The sequence below is a fragment of the Agrobacterium sp. a22-2 genome, assembly GCF_012276985.1.
In the GTDB taxonomy this organism is placed as follows: Bacteria; Pseudomonadota; Alphaproteobacteria; order Rhizobiales; family Rhizobiaceae; genus Allorhizobium.
In genome coordinates this window covers 289,390-305,907 of sequence record NZ_JAAXMM010000003.1, presented here as the reverse complement: position 1 = coordinate 305,907, position 16,518 = coordinate 289,390, and the positions used below count along the sequence as shown (strand labels likewise).

14 protein-coding genes and 1 riboswitch are annotated in these 16,518 nt (G+C 62.5%); of the genes, 9 read left to right on the top strand and 5 right to left on the bottom strand.

Going from position 1 to position 16,518, the window contains the following annotated elements; genetic code table 11:
- Window positions 1-61 precede the first annotated feature (61 nt).
- The 6 genes from HFC70_RS06900 (at window position 62) to HFC70_RS06875 (ending at window position 7,026) form a co-directional block, all read left to right on the top strand.
- On the top strand, window positions 62-2,263 hold the full coding sequence (locus HFC70_RS06900; RefSeq protein WP_246735669.1) for an EAL domain-containing protein: 2,202 nt from the start codon (window positions 62-64) through the stop codon (window positions 2,261-2,263).
- A 109-nt stretch (window positions 2,264-2,372) separates the two neighbouring features.
- Window positions 2,373-2,513, top strand: a riboswitch (TPP riboswitch).
- Window positions 2,514-2,609: 96 nt separating this feature from the next.
- The gene (thiC, locus tag HFC70_RS06895) at window positions 2,610-4,445 is read left to right on the top strand and encodes a phosphomethylpyrimidine synthase ThiC (RefSeq protein ID WP_168472480.1); all 1,836 of its coding nucleotides are present in this window, start codon (window positions 2,610-2,612) and stop codon (window positions 4,443-4,445) included.
- Window position 4,446: 1 nt separating this feature from the next.
- Complete coding sequence (gene thiO / locus HFC70_RS06890; RefSeq protein ID WP_168472479.1) at window positions 4,447-5,433, top strand: glycine oxidase ThiO; 987 nt, start codon at window positions 4,447-4,449, stop codon at window positions 5,431-5,433.
- The gene (thiS, locus tag HFC70_RS06885) at window positions 5,430-5,627 is read left to right on the top strand and encodes a sulfur carrier protein ThiS (protein WP_168472478.1); all 198 of its coding nucleotides are present in this window, start codon (window positions 5,430-5,432) and stop codon (window positions 5,625-5,627) included. Before thiO ends, thiS begins: the two co-directional genes overlap by 4 nt.
- A gap of 2 nt (window positions 5,628-5,629) precedes the next feature.
- Window positions 5,630-6,403 (top strand): thiazole synthase, encoded by a 774-nt coding sequence (locus HFC70_RS06880; RefSeq protein ID WP_168472477.1) that lies wholly within the window; start codon window positions 5,630-5,632, stop codon window positions 6,401-6,403.
- Window positions 6,400-7,026 (top strand): thiamine phosphate synthase, encoded by a 627-nt coding sequence (locus HFC70_RS06875; RefSeq protein ID WP_168472476.1) that lies wholly within the window; start codon window positions 6,400-6,402, stop codon window positions 7,024-7,026. The genes HFC70_RS06880 and HFC70_RS06875 overlap by 4 nt, the downstream gene beginning before the upstream one ends.
- A gap of 10 nt (window positions 7,027-7,036) precedes the next feature.
- Here HFC70_RS06875 and HFC70_RS06870 read toward each other — a convergent pair whose 3' ends face one another.
- The 5 genes from HFC70_RS06870 to HFC70_RS06850 all read right to left on the bottom strand — a co-directional run bounded on the left by HFC70_RS06870 (window position 7,037) and on the right by HFC70_RS06850 (window position 12,399).
- Window positions 7,037-7,903, bottom strand: a complete 867-nt coding sequence (locus HFC70_RS06870) for a dipeptide ABC transporter ATP-binding protein (RefSeq protein WP_210259158.1) — start codon at window positions 7,901-7,903, stop codon at window positions 7,037-7,039.
- Window positions 7,900-8,751, bottom strand: a complete 852-nt coding sequence (locus HFC70_RS06865) for an ABC transporter ATP-binding protein (protein WP_168472475.1) — start codon at window positions 8,749-8,751, stop codon at window positions 7,900-7,902. The genes HFC70_RS06870 and HFC70_RS06865 overlap by 4 nt, the downstream gene beginning before the upstream one ends.
- Before the next feature lies 1 nt (window position 8,752).
- The gene (locus HFC70_RS06860) at window positions 8,753-9,673 is read right to left on the bottom strand and encodes an ABC transporter permease subunit (protein WP_168472474.1); all 921 of its coding nucleotides are present in this window, start codon (window positions 9,671-9,673) and stop codon (window positions 8,753-8,755) included.
- A 13-nt stretch (window positions 9,674-9,686) separates the two neighbouring features.
- Complete coding sequence (locus HFC70_RS06855; protein ID WP_168472473.1) at window positions 9,687-10,691, bottom strand: ABC transporter permease subunit; 1,005 nt, start codon at window positions 10,689-10,691, stop codon at window positions 9,687-9,689.
- A 160-nt stretch (window positions 10,692-10,851) separates the two neighbouring features.
- On the bottom strand, window positions 10,852-12,399 hold the full coding sequence (locus HFC70_RS06850) for an ABC transporter substrate-binding protein (RefSeq protein WP_246735675.1): 1,548 nt from the start codon (window positions 12,397-12,399) through the stop codon (window positions 10,852-10,854).
- Between the two features lie 951 nt (window positions 12,400-13,350).
- On the opposite strand from HFC70_RS06850, the gene HFC70_RS06845 reads away from it, so the two are divergent.
- From HFC70_RS06845 to HFC70_RS06835, 3 genes are read left to right on the top strand one after another with little or no spacing between them, the layout of a single operon-like run.
- Window positions 13,351-14,643, top strand: a complete 1,293-nt coding sequence (locus HFC70_RS06845) for an efflux RND transporter periplasmic adaptor subunit (RefSeq protein WP_168472471.1) — start codon at window positions 13,351-13,353, stop codon at window positions 14,641-14,643.
- Window positions 14,640-15,803, top strand: a complete 1,164-nt coding sequence (locus HFC70_RS06840; protein ID WP_168472470.1) for an ABC transporter permease — start codon at window positions 14,640-14,642, stop codon at window positions 15,801-15,803. The genes HFC70_RS06845 and HFC70_RS06840 overlap by 4 nt, the downstream gene beginning before the upstream one ends.
- Window positions 15,800-16,510, top strand: coding sequence for an ABC transporter ATP-binding protein (locus tag HFC70_RS06835; protein WP_168472469.1), 711 nt, complete (start codon window positions 15,800-15,802; stop codon window positions 16,508-16,510). The genes HFC70_RS06840 and HFC70_RS06835 overlap by 4 nt, the downstream gene beginning before the upstream one ends.
- Window positions 16,511-16,518: the final 8 nt, after the last annotated feature.

Below are 16,518 nucleotides of genomic sequence, written 5' to 3'. Positions count from 1 at the left end.
CTTTTCCTAACGGTTCTTCTATAGGTTGCGTCATCAGGGCCAGTGGAGCCATGGGTATGTGATGCGCGTCAGACAAGATGAAATGCCGGGTCAGGAAGAAAAAGCCCGGATCAAAGAACTCGCCAGTTTCTGGATCGCCGACACGCCGCCGGAGCCACGCTTCACGCGGTTCGTCGACCTGGCCAAGAGACTGTTTGCGACGGAGATGGCGTTCATCACGCTGGTCGCCGAAGAACATCAGTCGTTCAAAGCCTGTGCCGGCCTCGACATCGAGCGAACCCCGCGCTCAGAATCCTTCTGTACCCATACCATTGCCTCGAACGAGGTTCTTGTCATCCATGACAGCCTCAAGGATCCCATTTTCGCCGATATGTCGATCGTGATCGGCCCGCCGCATATCCGCTTTTATGCCGGAGCGCCGCTGATTACCGCCAATGGCTACCGCATCGGCGCGATGTGCATCGCCGATAGGACACCGCGGCCGCAGTTCTCGCAGGAAGATCGCGACAACCTTGCCGAACTCTCAAGGCTCGTCATGGAGCAGATGGAACTTCGCCGCGCGGATTTCCTGAAAACGATCTCGGCGAATTTCGCCAATGCAACCGACCTTGCCCTGATATCCATCAACGCGCAGGGGCTGATCGAGTTTGCCAACCCTGCTGCCCTGTCGATGTTCGGGTTCCACGCCAGCGAGATGATCGGCAACCCCATCGACATCATTATCCCGGAACGCCTGCGGCACGCCCATGGCATGGGTCTCGCACGCGTTGCCCAAGGCGCCGAGCCCAAGCTGAAAGGCAAGACGGTCGAGGTGCTTGCCTTGAAAAAGGATGGCAGCGAATTCCCCATCGAAGTTGCCCTGTCGATCTGGCGCGACCAACGCGGGCTGGGCGCCGGCGCCATCATCAAGGACATTTCCGAGCGCCGGGAGCGCGACACCAAGCTTCTGCGGCTGGCAAGTCAGGATACGCTGACCGGGTTGTGCAATCGCCACAAGTTCAACGACCTGCTGAAGGCGGAGTACAGCCGTGGCGCACTGGCTACCGTGATCCTGCTCGATCTGGACGGCTTCAAGGAAGTCAACGATACCCATGGCCATGGCGTCGGAGACGCCTTGCTGCAAGCCATCGGCATTCGGCTCAATTACGCGCTGAGCGAAAAGGCGACGCTTGCCCGGTTCGGCGGCGACGAGTTTGCCGTGCTGCTGCCCGGCACCGCCGATCCCCTGGAAGCAGGACGGGAGGCTGCGGCGATGATCGAGGCCTTCGGAAAGAGCTTCGAAATCGGTGGCCATGTGCTGGATCTCGGGGTCAGCATGGGCTTTGCCCTTGCCCCCATGCATGGCGCCGACGAAGAGGAACTGGTGGCCAGTGCCGACTTCGCGCTCTACCGCGCCAAGCAGGCGGGCGGCAGGACATGCCGAATGTTCGAACCCTCCATGCGCAACGAGACGCTGGCACGCCGGGCGCAGCGCGACGAATTGCTCAAGGCCTTGCGCAACAACGAGTTGGTGCTGCACTACCAACCGCAGATCTACCTGGACAGCGGCCGGGTCTTTGGCGCCGAGGCATTGATCCGCTGGCAGCATCCCGAGCGCGGCCTGCTGCTGCCGTCGACCTTTCTTCCGTCTCTCGAACAAAGCTCGCTGGCGCTCGAAGTCGGCTGGTGGGTGCTCGAAGAGGCCTGCCGCCAAAGTGCCGAATGGCGCGATGCAGGCCATTGCGACATCAAGATGAGCGTAAACCTCTTTCCCGTGCAGCTCCGGTCACCGAACATCTGCCAAAAGGTGCTTGAAGCCGTCAAGCGCCATGGGCTGCATCCGTCCCAATTGGAGCTTGAGATCACCGAAACCGTCGCCCTCAACGACGACAGCCGCTCGCTCGAGGTGCTGACCACCCTGCGCAATCTCGGGTTCGGCATCGCATTCGACGATTTCGGCACAGGCTATGCCTCGCTCAGTTCGCTGCAGCGCTATCCCCTGACGACGCTGAAGATCGATCGCGGTTTCGTGCAGGACATGCTCACAACGCCGCGCGACGCGGCCATCACCCGCGCGCTGATCACGATGAGCACGGATCTCGGACTCGAGACCATTGCCGAGGGCATCGAAAATCCGGCACAGGAAGCAGCGCTGCGAGCATTGGGATGTCGCGCCGGCCAGGGCTATCTCTACGGCAAGCCGATGCCGGCCGCGGACATGGAAAAGGTCCTGTATGCCGCAGTAACCACCGAAGCGAAGCGGCACGCCAGCTCTTCGTGCTGACCTGAAACCTGTCCGACAATGCGCCTCTCGGCGAAAGCTGCCTGACCTTAGCTCTGCGACCTGACCAAGCCGATGCCTTGACAAAGGGGCAAGCTATCTTCCAAGATAGGTCATTCACCAGGGGGGTCCCGACAAGGGGCTGAGATTCTGCTGGCGTGTCTGGCGGCGAAAGCCGCCCTTCAAGCAGCGCAGTGACCCGTTGAACCTGATCCAGTTCATACTGGCGTAGGGACGGTGCGAGCGCTGCGACACACGGAATCTCTCGATACGGGAGGACCGTGTCGGCGTCTTTCCATCTTTCCGGCTGACATGACTGGGTCTCCAACCGCAAACTTGGAGCCTCACGATGAACATTGCCCCGAAAAACCTCACATCCACCATCACCACCGGACCGTTGCCGGCCTCCAGCAAAGTCTACAGTCAGGGCGTCCTGCACCCTGATCTCCGGGTGCCGATGCGCGAAATCGCGCTTCACCCCACTTCCGGCGAGCCGCCGGTCACGGTCTACGACAGCTCCGGTCCCTATACCGAAACCGCGGAGACGATCGGCATCGAACGCGGCCTGCCGCGCATCCGTGAGACTTGGCTCGCCAACCGTGGCGACGTGGAGGCCTATGACGGCCGCCATCTCAGGCCCGAGGACAACGGCTTTGCCACCGGAGACCGGCTGACGCCGGAATTTCCGACCCGCAACCGGCCCTGCCGGGCTGTCGATGGCAAGGCCGTCACCCAGCTTGCCTATGCGCGCGCCGGCATCATCACGCCGGAAATGGAATTCGTCGCCATCCGCGAAAACATCGGCCGCGCGATGCCGGAACAGGCGCTGAAGCGGGACGGCGAGAGCTTTGGCGCCCATATCCCCGACTATGTCACGCCCGAATTCGTCCGCCAGGAAATCGCCGCCGGCCGAGCGATCATTCCCGCCAATATCAACCATCCGGAACTGGAGCCGATGATCATCGGCCGCAATTTCCTGGTGAAGATCAATGCCAATATCGGCAATTCCGCCGTCACCTCGTCGATGGAGGAGGAGGTCGACAAGATGGTCTGGGCCATCCGCTGGGGCGCCGATACCGTCATGGACCTGTCGACCGGCCGCAACATCCACAATATCCGCGACTGGATCATCCGCAACGCCCCCGTGCCGATCGGCACCGTGCCGCTCTACCAGGCGCTCGAAAAGGTCGGCGGCATTGCCGAGGACCTGACCTGGGAGGTCTATCGCGACACGCTGATCGAGCAGGCCGAACAGGGCGTCGACTATTTCACCATCCATGCCGGCGTGCGGCTCCACTATATTCCGCTCACCGTCAATCGCGTGACCGGCATCGTCAGCCGCGGCGGCTCGATCATGGCCAAGTGGTGTCTGCATCATCACAGGGAGAGCTTTCTCTACGAGCATTTCGAAGAGATTTGCGACATCTGCCGCGCCTACGACGTCTCCTTCTCGCTGGGCGACGGCCTGCGGCCCGGCTCGATCGCCGATGCCAACGATGCCGCGCAATTCGCCGAACTGGAAACGCTCGGCGAACTCACCCAGATCGCCTGGGGGCGGGATTGCCAGGTGATGATCGAAGGCCCCGGCCACGTGCCGATGCACAAGATCAAGGAGAACATGGACAAGCAGCTGAAGGTCTGCGGCGAGGCGCCCTTCTATACGCTCGGGCCGCTGACCACCGACATCGCGCCCGGTTATGACCACATCACGTCGGGCATCGGTGCGGCAATGATCGGCTGGTTCGGCACGGCCATGCTCTGCTACGTCACGCCGAAGGAACATCTCGGCCTGCCCGATCGCAACGACGTCAAGGTGGGCGTGATCACCTACAAGATCGCCGCCCACGCCGCCGACCTTGCCAAGGGCCATCCGGCCGCCCAGGTGCGCGACGATGCCCTGTCGCGAGCCCGTTTCGAATTCCGCTGGGAGGACCAGTTCAACCTGTCGCTCGATCCGGAGACGGCCCGCTCGATGCATGACGAGACCCTGCCGAAGGATGCGCACAAGGTGGCGCATTTCTGTTCGATGTGCGGGCCGAAATTCTGCTCGATGCGGATTTCCCACGACATCCGGGCCGAAGCACAGAAGGAGGGACTGGCGGCCATGGCGGAAAAATTCCGCGAGGGCGGCCAGCTCTATATGCCGCTCGACAGTGCCACCGACACCAAGCCGAGCGGTGCGTGACATGCGGGTGCTGATCAAGGGGGCCGGCGTTGCCGGCCTCACCGTGGCCCTGGAGCTTGCGCGCCGCGGCATCGAGGTCGACATCGTCGAACCGGCAAACAGCGTGGCGTCCGGTGCCTCCGGCCTTGCCGGCGGCATGCTGGCGCCGTGGTGCGAGCGTGAAAGCGCCGATGAAGCCGTGCTGACACTGGGGAAGACGGCGGCAGACTGGTGGGAGGAGGCCCTGCCCGGACAGGTGATCCGCCACGGTACACTGGTGGTCGCTGCCGGCCGCGACACGGGCGAACTCACACGCTTTGCCGGGCGAACCAGCGGCTGCGACTGGCTCGACGGCCCCGGCATCCAGGCCCTGGAGCCGTCGCTTGCCGGGCGGTTCCGCAAAGCCCTGTTCTTCCGCGACGAGGCCCATCTCGACCCGCGCAAGGCGCTGGTCGGCCTGTACCAGGTTCTGCTCGACCGCGGTGTGCCTTTTCATTTCGGCTGTAAGCCCGAGGACGTGGCCGGCCGCTTCGACAAGGTCATCGACTGCACCGGTGCCGCGGCGATAGGCCGGGCAGCAGGCCTTCGCGGCGTGCGCGGCGAGATGCTTTTTCTCGAAACCTCCGAGATCAGCCTGTCCCGCCCGGTGCGCCTGCTGCATCCGCGCATTCCGCTCTATATCGCACCGCGCAGCGACAACCGCTTCATGGTCGGGGCGACGATGATCGAAAGCGACGATGCCGGGCCGATCTCCGCCCGCTCGCTGATGGAATTGCTGAATACCGCCTATGCCCTGCATCCGGCCTTCGGCGAGGCTCGGGTGGTGGAAATGGGCGTTGGCGTCAGACCGGCCTATCCCGACAACCTGCCCCGCGTCACCGTTGACGGCGACATCATCAGCGTCAACGGCTTCTACCGTCACGGCTTCCTGCTGGCGCCGGCCATGGCAGGCCAAGTGGCCGGAATCCTGACCCACTCCATCCCCAACCGCGAAAGGCATTGCGCATGACCTTCATCGTCAATGGCGAAGAACAGGCCGTTCAGGCAAAGACCCTCGCCGATCTGCTCCATGCCCTGGAATACGAGGGCGAGTGGCTGGCCACCGCCGTCAACGGCGAACTGATCCACCGCGAAGACCGCCCGACTTATGCGCTCAGACACCACGACCGGATCGAGATCCTGTCGCCGATGCAGGGAGGCTGATCATGCTAGACCTTTATGGAACGACGGTTCGATCGCGCCTGCTGCTCGGCACATCGCGCTACCCCTCGCCTGCCGTCCTGGCTGAGGCCGTGTCAGCCTCCGGCACGGACATCGTCACCGTCTCGCTGCGCCGCGAGACGGCCGGCGGCAAATCGGGCGGGGCGTTCTTCGAGCTGATCCGCAGTCTTGGCGTGCGGGTCCTGCCCAACACCGCCGGCTGCCATAGCGCGTCTGAGGCCGTGCTGACCGCGAAGATGGCGCGCGAGGTCTTCTGCACAGACTGGATCAAGCTGGAGGTGATCGGCCACCACGACACGCTGCAGCCGGATGTTTTTGCGCTCGTAGAGGCGGCTAGAGCCTTGAGCGACGACGGCTTCAAGGTCTTTCCCTATACGACCGACGATCTGGTGGTTGCGGAAAGGCTGATCGACGCGGGATGTGAGGTGCTGATGCCCTGGTGCGCGCCGATCGGCAGCGCCGCGGGTCCGCAAAACGTCACGGCGTTGCGCACCATGCGGCATCACTTCCCAGACGTGCCGCTGATCGTTGACGCTGGGATCGGCCGCCCCTCCCATGCCTGCCAGGTCATGGAACTGGGCTTCGACGCCGTGCTGCTCAATACGGCGGTGGCCGGCGCCGGCGATCCGGTCGCCATGGCTAAGGCCTTTGGCCACGCCATCACCGCCGGCCGCGACGCTTATCGCGCCGGCCTGCTGGAACCCCGCGACATGGCAGTACCCTCGACACCCGTGATCGGCAAGGCGGTGTTTTCATGAGCCTCGACCCCTTCTACCTCATCGTCGACAGCGCCGATTGGATCGAGCGTCTGGTGCCGCTTGGCGTGCGGCTCGTGCAATTGCGCATCAAGGATCGCGACGAGGCTGAAATTCGTGCCGACATCCGCCGCGCCAAGGTGGTCTGCGCGGCAAACGCCTGCCAGCTGGTGATCAACGATTACTGGCGGATCGCCATCGAGGAGGGCTGCGATTTCGTCCATCTCGGCCAGGAGGATCTGGCCGGTGCAGACCTGCCGGCCATCCGCGCGGCAGGGCTGAAGCTTGGCCTGTCCACCCATGATGAAGCGGAACTGCAGGTGGCTCTTGCCGCCGGGCCGGACTATATCGCGCTCGGGCCGATCTATCCGACGATCCTCAAGCAGATGCCCTGGGCACCGCAGGGTTTGCCAAGGCTTGCCGACTGGCGGCAGAGGGTGGGATCCTTGCCGCTTGTGGCGATCGGCGGGCTCAATCCAGAGCGTCTCGATGGCGTGTTCGAGGCCGGCGCCGACAGCGCCGCCGTCGTCACCGACATCACGCTGAACGCCGATCCCGAGGAGCGCACGCGGCAATGGCTGGGCCGCACCGAAGCGCGGCGCCGGTTATTGATCCCGGAAGCGTAGAGCCCGGTTCTCAGCCAGCCTTGGCCAGTCGCTCGGCCTTGGCGGCCATGCGGGCGCGGATCGACTGGGCGTCGGCCTTCGGCGTCGCCGAGAACAACAGCTTGGTATAGTCGTGCTGGGGAGCAGAGAAGACCGCTTCCTGGCTGCCGTATTCGACCGCTTCGCCGTAATACATCACCATCACCTCGTCGGCGATATAGCGCACCACCGACAGGTCATGGCTGATGAAGACATAGGTCAGGCCGAACTCTTCCTGCAGGTCGGCCAGAAGGTTCAGCACCTGCGCCTGCACTGACAGATCGAGTGCCGAAACCGGCTCGTCGAGCACCAGCAGCTTCGGGTTCAGCATCAGGGCGCGCGCAATGGCGATGCGCTGGCGCTGGCCGCCGGAAAACATGTGCGGATAGCGATTATAATGCTCAGGGCCGAGGCCGACCTTGATCAGCATCTCGGTCGCCTTTTCGCGACGCTCGGCCGACGACAGCGACGTGTTGATCGCCAGCGGTTCGCCCAGCACGTCGCCGATCTTCTGGCGCGGATTGAGCGAGCCATAGGGGTTCTGGAAGACGATCTGCACCTTCTGGCGCATTTCGGCGGCCAGATGGCCCGGACGGGTATCGACCAGGTTGCCGTCGATCAGCAGGTCGCCTGACGTTGGCGGATCGATGAAGGTCAGGATGCGGGCAAGCGTCGACTTGCCGCAGCCGCTTTCGCCGACGATCGCCAGCGTCTTGCCGGCTTCCAGCTTGAACGACACACCCTTGACGGCATGCACGACCTTTTCCGGTTTGAAGAGACCGTTCGACACATGATAGTCGCGGGTGATGTTGCGGATTTCGAGCATCGGCTTGGCGCCGTTCGACAGGGTGTCGCTCATGCGTTTTCTCCCGCAGCCTGCGCATTGGACATGAAGTCGGAGACGGTGGTCAGACGATCGCCGGTCGCATTTTCCGGCAGGGCCGACAGCAGCGCCTTGGTATAGGCGCTCTTCGGCGCTTCGAACAGCGACAGCACGTCGGCCTCTTCCATCTTGCGGCCCTTGTACTGCACGATGACGCGGTCGGCGGTTTCGGCCACCACGCCCATGTCATGGGTGATCATGATCAGGCCCATGCCGGTCTTCATCTGCAGCGAGATCAGCAGGTCGAGGATCTGCTTCTGGATCGTCACGTCGAGGGCCGTGGTCGGTTCGTCGGCGATCAACAGCTTCGGATCGCAGGCGATCGCCATGGCGATCATCACACGCTGACACTGGCCGCCCGACATCTGGTGCGGGAAATGGCCGAGCCGTTCGGCCGGATCGGGCAGGCCGACCAGTTTGAACAGTTCGATCGCCCTTTGCCGGCGCGCCTGCCTGTCGAGGCCCATGTGGATGCGCAGCACTTCCTCGATCTGAAAGCCGACGGTGAAGCACGGATTGAGGCTTGCGACCGGTTCCTGGAAGATCATCGCGATATCCTTGCCGATCAGCTTGCGCCGTTCCGCGGCCGGGATGTTTTGGATGTCCTGGCCCTGGAACAGCATCTGGTCGGCGGTGATCTTGGCGTTCCAGGGCAGAAGGCCCATGACCGCCAGCATCGCCACGGATTTGCCCGAGCCGCTTTCGCCGACGATGGCCAGCACTTCGCCGGGCTCCACCGAGAGCGACACGCCGTCGACGGCCTTGAACCAGCCCGATGCGGTTTCGAATTCGACGGTCAGGTGGTCGATTTGCAGAAGCGCCATGTCAGGACCTCTTGAGTTTCGGATCGAGCGCATCGCGCAGGCCGTCGCCCATCAGGTTGATGGCGAGAACGGTGATCAGGATGGCAAGACCGGGAAAAGTGACGACCCACCAGGCGCGCAGGATGAACTCGCGCGCTTCGGCCAGCATCGTGCCCCATTCAGGTGCCGGCGGCTGGGCGCCCATGCCGAGAAAGCCGAGGGCTGCCGCATCGAGGATGGCGTTGGAGAAGGACAGGGTCGCCTGAACGATCAGCGGTGCGGTACAGTTCGGCAGGATGGTGCGGAACATCAGACGCAACGGGCCAGCGCCGGCAAGGCGTGACGCGGTCACGTAGTCGCGGGTCTTTTCCACCATCACCGCGGCACGGGTCAGGCGCACGAAATGCGGCTGCAGCACGATCGCGATGGCGATCATGCCATTGGTCAGGCTTGGTCCGAGAATGGCGACCAGCACAAGTGCCAGCAGCAGTGACGGGAAGGCCAGGATAATGTCCATCAAACGCATGATGAGCGTATCGATCCAGCCGCGGTAATAGCCAGCAATCACGCCGATCAGGATGCCGGTGGTCAGCGACAGGGTGGTAACGAACACGCCGATGAACAGCGAATATTGCGCGCCATAGATCAGGCGCGAGAGAATGTCTCGGCCGACCGGATCGGTGCCGAGCGGGTAGCTCAGGTTGCCGCCTTCGAGCCAGGACGGCGGCAGCAGCACGAATTCGCGATACTGCTCGAACGGCGAATGGGGCGCGATGAACGGCGCAAAGACCGCAACGAAGACCAGGGCGACGAAGACGAACAGGCCGATGACGGCACCGCGGTTTTCGGAGAAATAGAACCAGAACTCTGCCAGCATCTGGCGGCGAAGCGCCGCCGTCGATACCGCTTCGGCGGGCTGGCTTGTGGGGAGTGTATCGGCCATGGGGGCTTTCCTTCTAGTGCCGGATACGGGGATTGATCAGACCATACATCAGATCAACGATGAGATTGACGATCATGATGATCGCGGCGATCAGCAGCAGGCCGCCCTGGATCACCGGATAGTCGCGCCGGAAGACGCTATCGACCATCCATTTGCCGATGCCAGGCCACGAGAAGATCGTCTCGGTCAGAATGGCGCCGGCCAGCATCACGCCGATCTGCAGGCCGATCGTGGTAATGACCGGGATCATTGCATTGCGCAGCGCATGGATGCCGACAACGCGGAACGGCGACAGGCCCTTGGCACGTGCCGTGCGGACATAGTCTTCCGACAGCACTTCCAGCATGGCCGAACGCGTCTGGCGGGCAATCACGGCCAGCGGAATGGTGGCGAGCACGATCGACGGCAGCACCAGATGGCTGAGCGCCGAGCTGAAGGCGCCCTTCTGGCCCGACAGCAGCGAATCGATCAGCATGAAGCCGGTGACCGGCGGGAAGTAGAACATCAGCGAAATGCGGCCCGATACCGGCGTCCACTGCAGGATGCCGGAAAACAGGATGATCAGCAGCAGGCCCCACCAGAAGATCGGCATGGAATAGCCGACCAGGGCAACACCCATCATCGACTGGTCGAAGAACGAGCCGCGTTTGATGGCGGCAATCACCCCGGCCGGAATGCCGAGCAGGATGGCGATGATGATGGCACAGAGCGACAGCTCGACCGTCGCCGGGAACAGCGCCAGGAACTGATCAAGAATGGGGCTCTTGGAGACGATCGACGACCCGAAATCGCCGGTCAGCACGCCACCCAGATAATCGAAATATTGAATGACCAAAGGCCGGTCGAGGCCGAGATGCGCGCTGATCTCGGCGTGGCGCTCAGGCGACATGACCCGTTCGCCGGACAGCAGTGCAACGGGATCGCCCGGCAACAGCCTGATAAAGGCGAAGGCGATGATCGATACCCCGACAAATGTCGGGATCATGACGGCCAGACGCCGCAAGAAAAAGCCAAACATGGAGGACCTGCTCAATTCAATAGGGTCTGTTTCGCCCGAAACCGGCGCTGGCCAGACCGTGGCCCGGAGAAGTGCATTCACTTCATTTGCGGCGCTTCATAAAGCACTTGCCGCGGAATACGCAACGTACTCCGCGGCAAGCCACCGATAAAAAGTACTATTATTCGGCGATATCCACGTTTTCGAACGTGAAGTCACCCAGCGGGCTCTGAACGAAGCCGGTCACTTCCTTGCGCATCGGAACGACGGCGAGGGAATGGTCCAGGGTTGCCCAAGGCGCTTCGCGCTTGAAGACGATCTGGGCTTCTTCGTAGAGCTTGGTGCGCTCGGCCTTGTCGGACGTGATCTTGGCCTTCTTGACGAGCGCGTCGAACTCCTTGTTGCACCACTGCGCGCGGTTGTTACCGCCCACCGCTTCGCAGCCGAGCAGCGTGTCGAGGAAGTTGTCCGGGTCGCCATTGTCGCCGGTCCAGCCGAGCATGGCCGCACCGTCGCGATCCTTGGCCTTCGAACGGTCGAGATATTCGGCCCATTCGTAGGATACGATCTCGACCTTGACGCCGATCTTGGCAAAATCGTCCTGCATGATTTCGGCCGCACGGCGAGCGTTCAGCATGTAGGGACGCGAGACGGGCATAGCCCAGATCTTCATCGACAGATCCTTGACGCCGGCGGCTTCAAGTTCCTTCTTGGCAGCGTCGAGATCGTAGGCATCGTCGACAGTGGCTTCGTTGTAGGACCACATCGTCGGCGGGATCGGGTTCTTGGCAGGCGTTGCCATGCCCTGGAACACGGCGTCGACGATCGCTGCCTTGTTGATCGCCTTGTTGAGTGCCTTGCGCACTTCCGGCTTGTCGAACGGTGCCTGGGTGGTGTTGTAGGCGAGATAGGCGACGTTCAGGCCTTCCTGCTCGACGACGGTCAGAGCCGGGTCGGCCTTCATGGCTTCAACGTCGGCCGCGTTCGGGTATGGCATCAGGTGGCATTCGCCGGCCTTGAGCTTCTGGTAACGAACGGCGGCATCCGTGGTGATCGCGAAGACGAGATCGTCGATCTTCGGCGCGCCACCCCAGTAATCGGCATTCTTCTTGTAGCGGATGACGGCATCCTGCTGGTAGCCGACGAAGGTGAACGGACCGGTGCCGACCGGCATCTGGTTCAGCTGTTCCATCTTGCCGTCGGTAGCGAGCTTGTCGGTGTATTCCTTCGACATGATCGAGGCGAACGGCATGGCAAGGTTGGCCAGGAACGGCGCTTCCGAACGGTTCAGCGTGAACTTGACCGTCAGGTCGTCGACCTTTTCGACCGACTTGATCAGTTCCGGGAAGCCCATGCCGGCGGCATATTCCCAGGAGGCGCCAGCAACATACTGGTTCCAGGCATTGTTCTTGTTGATCTGGCGATCGATCGAGAAGACGACGTCGTCAGCGTTCAGTTCGCGCGACGGCGTGAAGAATTCGGTGGTATGGAACTTCACGCCCGGACGGAGCTTGAAGGTGTAGACGGTGCCGTCTTCCGAGATTTCCCAGCTCTCGGCGAGACCGGCGACAGGGTTGGTCGTGCCGGGTTCGAATTCGAGAAGCGTGCTGTAGACGGTATGGGCAGCGGCGTCGAATGTCTGGCCGCCGGTGTAGAGGCCAGGATCGAAACCTTCCGGCGAGGCTTCCGAGCAATATACGAAAGTCTTCGCGCTGACGGCGCTCGACATGAACGTGGCCGCGAGCAAAGCTGCGGCAAACCCAAGTTTGTACTTCATGTTGTTCTCCCGATGGCGTGGATCCCGTACAACGAGGCCCCGCCGGTTTTTCTTAAAAAGTCCGCTACGCGTGTGAAAACGCGCAATAAGCAAGTTCCGGTCCGCCGCCTTAAGGAGCGCACCCGGCACCAACGAGGAGAAACTGAGGAAACAGATTGCAAGACGTCATCCCCTGCCCAGCTCTCCGGCCGGTACACTCCTTTCGTCTTACCTGCATAGAATTGCTTGTAAAGAGATTTTATGCCCGAATTTCGCTGTGAATTAGCCGATAATTCGACAGAATTGGCTAAATTGGAACAATTCTAGCCCTATTTCGTGCCGTCAGCGGCCGGCCTTCGGTGCCAAGGACAGGGTGAACCGCCGCAATTTCCTTGGTTTTCGCCGTCAAGGGCGGCTTCAATCGTGAGACCGCAACGATCCTGCCCGCCCCGGACAGACCCTGGTCGTCCGGCGAAATCGTCGCCACCCCCCTCCCGTTGAGAAAGACGAATCGACGATCATGCGGATCAGCATCCCCGTCTGCAGATCGACGCTGTCTTCGCGCTACCCATAACACGACAAAAATATGCCCAAGTGTCCGGAGGATCGAATCCGAACATCAAAAACCGTTACACGCGCAAACGTAACATTACAAAATGCAACCGGCCGCCCATCCGGCCAAGACAAACACGGCCCAACTTTGCCATCGCCCCACAAGGCACCTGACCCGGCGGCCGCGCGGCAAGAGCGGCAGCACTAACGGTCAGGTCAACAGACAAAGCCCACACCCAACGGGGAGCACGACATGACGCGCAACGGCTGCGGCAAGCCTTTACTTCTCCAGGAAGCGGCCATCGGCAAGGCAAAGGTTTCGTGAATTTCTCCAGACAAAAACGACCAACGGATCAAGCGGACAACAGGACAATGGCCCTGGAGATTCAATCGAGCAAGACCGAGCAGGGATCGGCAGACGCGCGCTCGGCAAGGCCCTTGGTTGCCCATGGCCCCAGCCGGGCCGTGGAGGGCCTCAGCCCGCCGCTTGCGCGGCAGCGACCTCAGTCACGGCCGAGGAACACTTCGAAGACCGTGCTTCGCGCCGGCCTCGCACTGCTGGCCGCCGCCGCCCTCTTTGTCGGCTTTCGCTATCTCATGCCGCATGACGTCCCGCTGACCACCCTTACGCCCGGCCCCTTCACGGTCGACCTCAGCGGGCCGGGGACGCTGTCGGCCATCAACAGCAGTTCGGTCAGTTCCAGGATCCAGGGACTGCTGGTCACGGTCGCAGTCGATCGCAATGACAGGGTGACATCGGGACAAGTCATCGCAGAAATTGCCTCGGACGACCTGGAAAGCCAGTTGACGTCGGCCGAAGCATCGCGCGACGCCGCCGATCGGGCCGTGGAAGCCGCACAGGCCGATCACGACCGAGCGGCGGCCGGGTTGACCCATGCTACCACGACGCTGGAGAGACAAAAGGCGCTCCTGCCGCAGGGAAACACAGCGCAGTCGACCTATGATTCGGCATTGTCCGACTTCAAGGCCGCGGAATCAGATCTGCGGCGTGCAGCGGCGACTGTCGAACAGTCCAGGGCGCAGGCGGCATCGGCAAGCGCCACAGCCGCATTCAACCGCTCGAAGCTGCAGGACGCGATCATCCGCGCGCCTTTTGACGGCATGGTGATTGCCCGCAATCACAATCCCGGCGATGTGGTGACGCCCGGGTCTCAGATCGTGCAGATCGCCGACCCCGCGACGATCGTGCTGACCGTGCGCTTCGACGAGAGTGCGATCGCTTCTGTGCGCAAGAAGCAGGGCGCGGTCATGACCTTCACATCGCAGCCCGACCGTCCGATTTCCGGCCAGGTGCTGCGTCTCAGTCGCGAGGTCGATCCGGAAACCCGCGAATTCACCGTGGACATCACGCTCGACGAACTGCCCGACAATTGGGCGATCGGTCAGCGCGGTTCGGCGCGCATTACGATCGATAGCCGGGCGGCGGCCCTTTCCGTGCCGTCTTCCGCCATCAGCCGCAAGGATGGCGTCGCCGGACTCTGGGTCGTGGCCGGCGGGCGGGCCTTCTGGCGCTCCGTCACACTTGGCCGGATCGGTGGAACTCGTGTCGAAGTGACGGGCGGCGCGCAGAGCGGAGACATCGTCCTCACCGCACCGCAAGGCGCCTATGCCGGCATGAAGGTGACACCCGGGAGCCCGACATGAACCTGGCGATCAAGGACATCCGGTTCAATTTCGGGCGTTTCCTCCTGACGGCAGCCGGCGTCGGCTTCCTGGTCACGGCCTCGATCGGCATGGTCGGGCTTTACCGCGGCATCGTCAGCGATGCGCTGCTGATCATCGACAATATCGGGGCCGATCTATGGATCGTGCAAGGCGGGCGGGCGGGGCCGTTTGCCGAGAGTTCATCGATCTCCTCGTCCATGGATCGCCGCGCCGAAGGCCTGCCCGGCGTCACGCGAATCCGTCGCTTCATTCAGATCAGCCAGCAATTCTCGTTTCAGGGCACCGAACGGCGGGCTGCAATCACCGGTCTCGACTATCCCAAGGACAAAGGTGAATGGCTCAGCCTGCATTCCGGCACGTACCTGAACTCCGGCCATTTTCAGGCGATTGCCGACCAGAGCATCGGGCTTGCACTGGGCGACAGGATCTGCCTCGGGCTCGATGAATACACCATCGTCGGCCTGACGCGTGGCATGGTCGATTCCACCGGCGACGGGCTGCTCTTCGTGACCATCAACGACGCGACCGCGATCGCCACAAAACGCGAAAGCGAGGAGATCCTGCTGGCCCGCCAGGCCAATGGTGAGGCCATTCCCAGCTCCGACTCATCCAGTTCGGTGCAGCAGGACAGCAAGATTTCGGCCGTTCTGGCCGATCTCGACCCGGGCGCCGACCCGGCCGCGGTCCGATCCGCGATCCTGGACTGGGGCGACGCCAATGTCCTCGACCGCGCCGAACAGCGCTCCCTTCTGCTCGACCAGCGACTCTGGCGCCTGCGCATCCAGATCCTGGCTTTCACGGGCGTGCTGCTGATCGTCATGACCATCGTCATTTCGATGATTATCTACACGCTGACCATCGAGAAGCTGCATCAGATTGCCATGTTGAAGCTGATCGGAGCGCGCAATTTGGTGATCGTCGCGATGATCGCCCAGCAATCCGCCCTGATCGGCGCCGGTGGCTTCGTGCTCGGCCTGCTGCTGTCCTATCTGATCTTTCCCTATTTCCCTCGCCGTGTGGTGATCGAGGCGCTTGATGTCGCCGGATTTGCCATCGCCATCGCGATCATCTGTGCCTCGGCAAGCCTGTTTGGCATTTCACGAGCGTTGAAGGTGCGCGCCCAGGAGGTTCTTTCATGACAATGGAACCGGTGTTGAGCGTGCGCCAGGCGGCGCGCCACTACGAGAGTGGCGACACGGTCGTGCGCGCGCTGGATGGCGTTTCGCTTGATGTGCGTCCGGGCGAGGTCGTCGGCATTCTCGGGCCGAGCGGATCCGGGAAAAGCACGCTGCTGCTGATCGCCGGGCTTCTCGAGCCGCCGACCAACGGCGAAGTCTTCATCCGCGGAACTCGCGTTTCAGCGCCGGGCATCGATCTCGACAAGTTGCGTGATTTTCGCCGGAAGAATATCGGTTTCGTGTTCCAGAAGGCCAACCTGATACCGTTCCTGACGGCGGCGGAAAACGTGGCGCTGGCGCTGGAGATCGACGATGTCCAGGCGCGCGAGGCCCACGACTATGCCGTTTACCTGCTGGAGGGTCTCGATCTCGGCCACCGAACAGGCAACCATCCCTCCGGCCTTTCCGGCGGCGAACAGCAACGGGTTGCGATTGCCAGGGCGCTGGCCAATGATCCAAGCTTGGTACTGGCCGATGAGCCGACCGCCGCACTCGACAGCGTGCGCAGCCGCCAGGTGATCGATCTCTTTAGGACCATCGCCCAAACCCGCAATGCGGCGGTGGCGGTGGTCACCCACGATCCCCGGGCCCTCGACCAGTTCGACCGGACAATCGAACTCATCGACGGCAAGATCGCCTACGAGAATGGGCGCTCGGGCGCGATGTAACAAGGAAA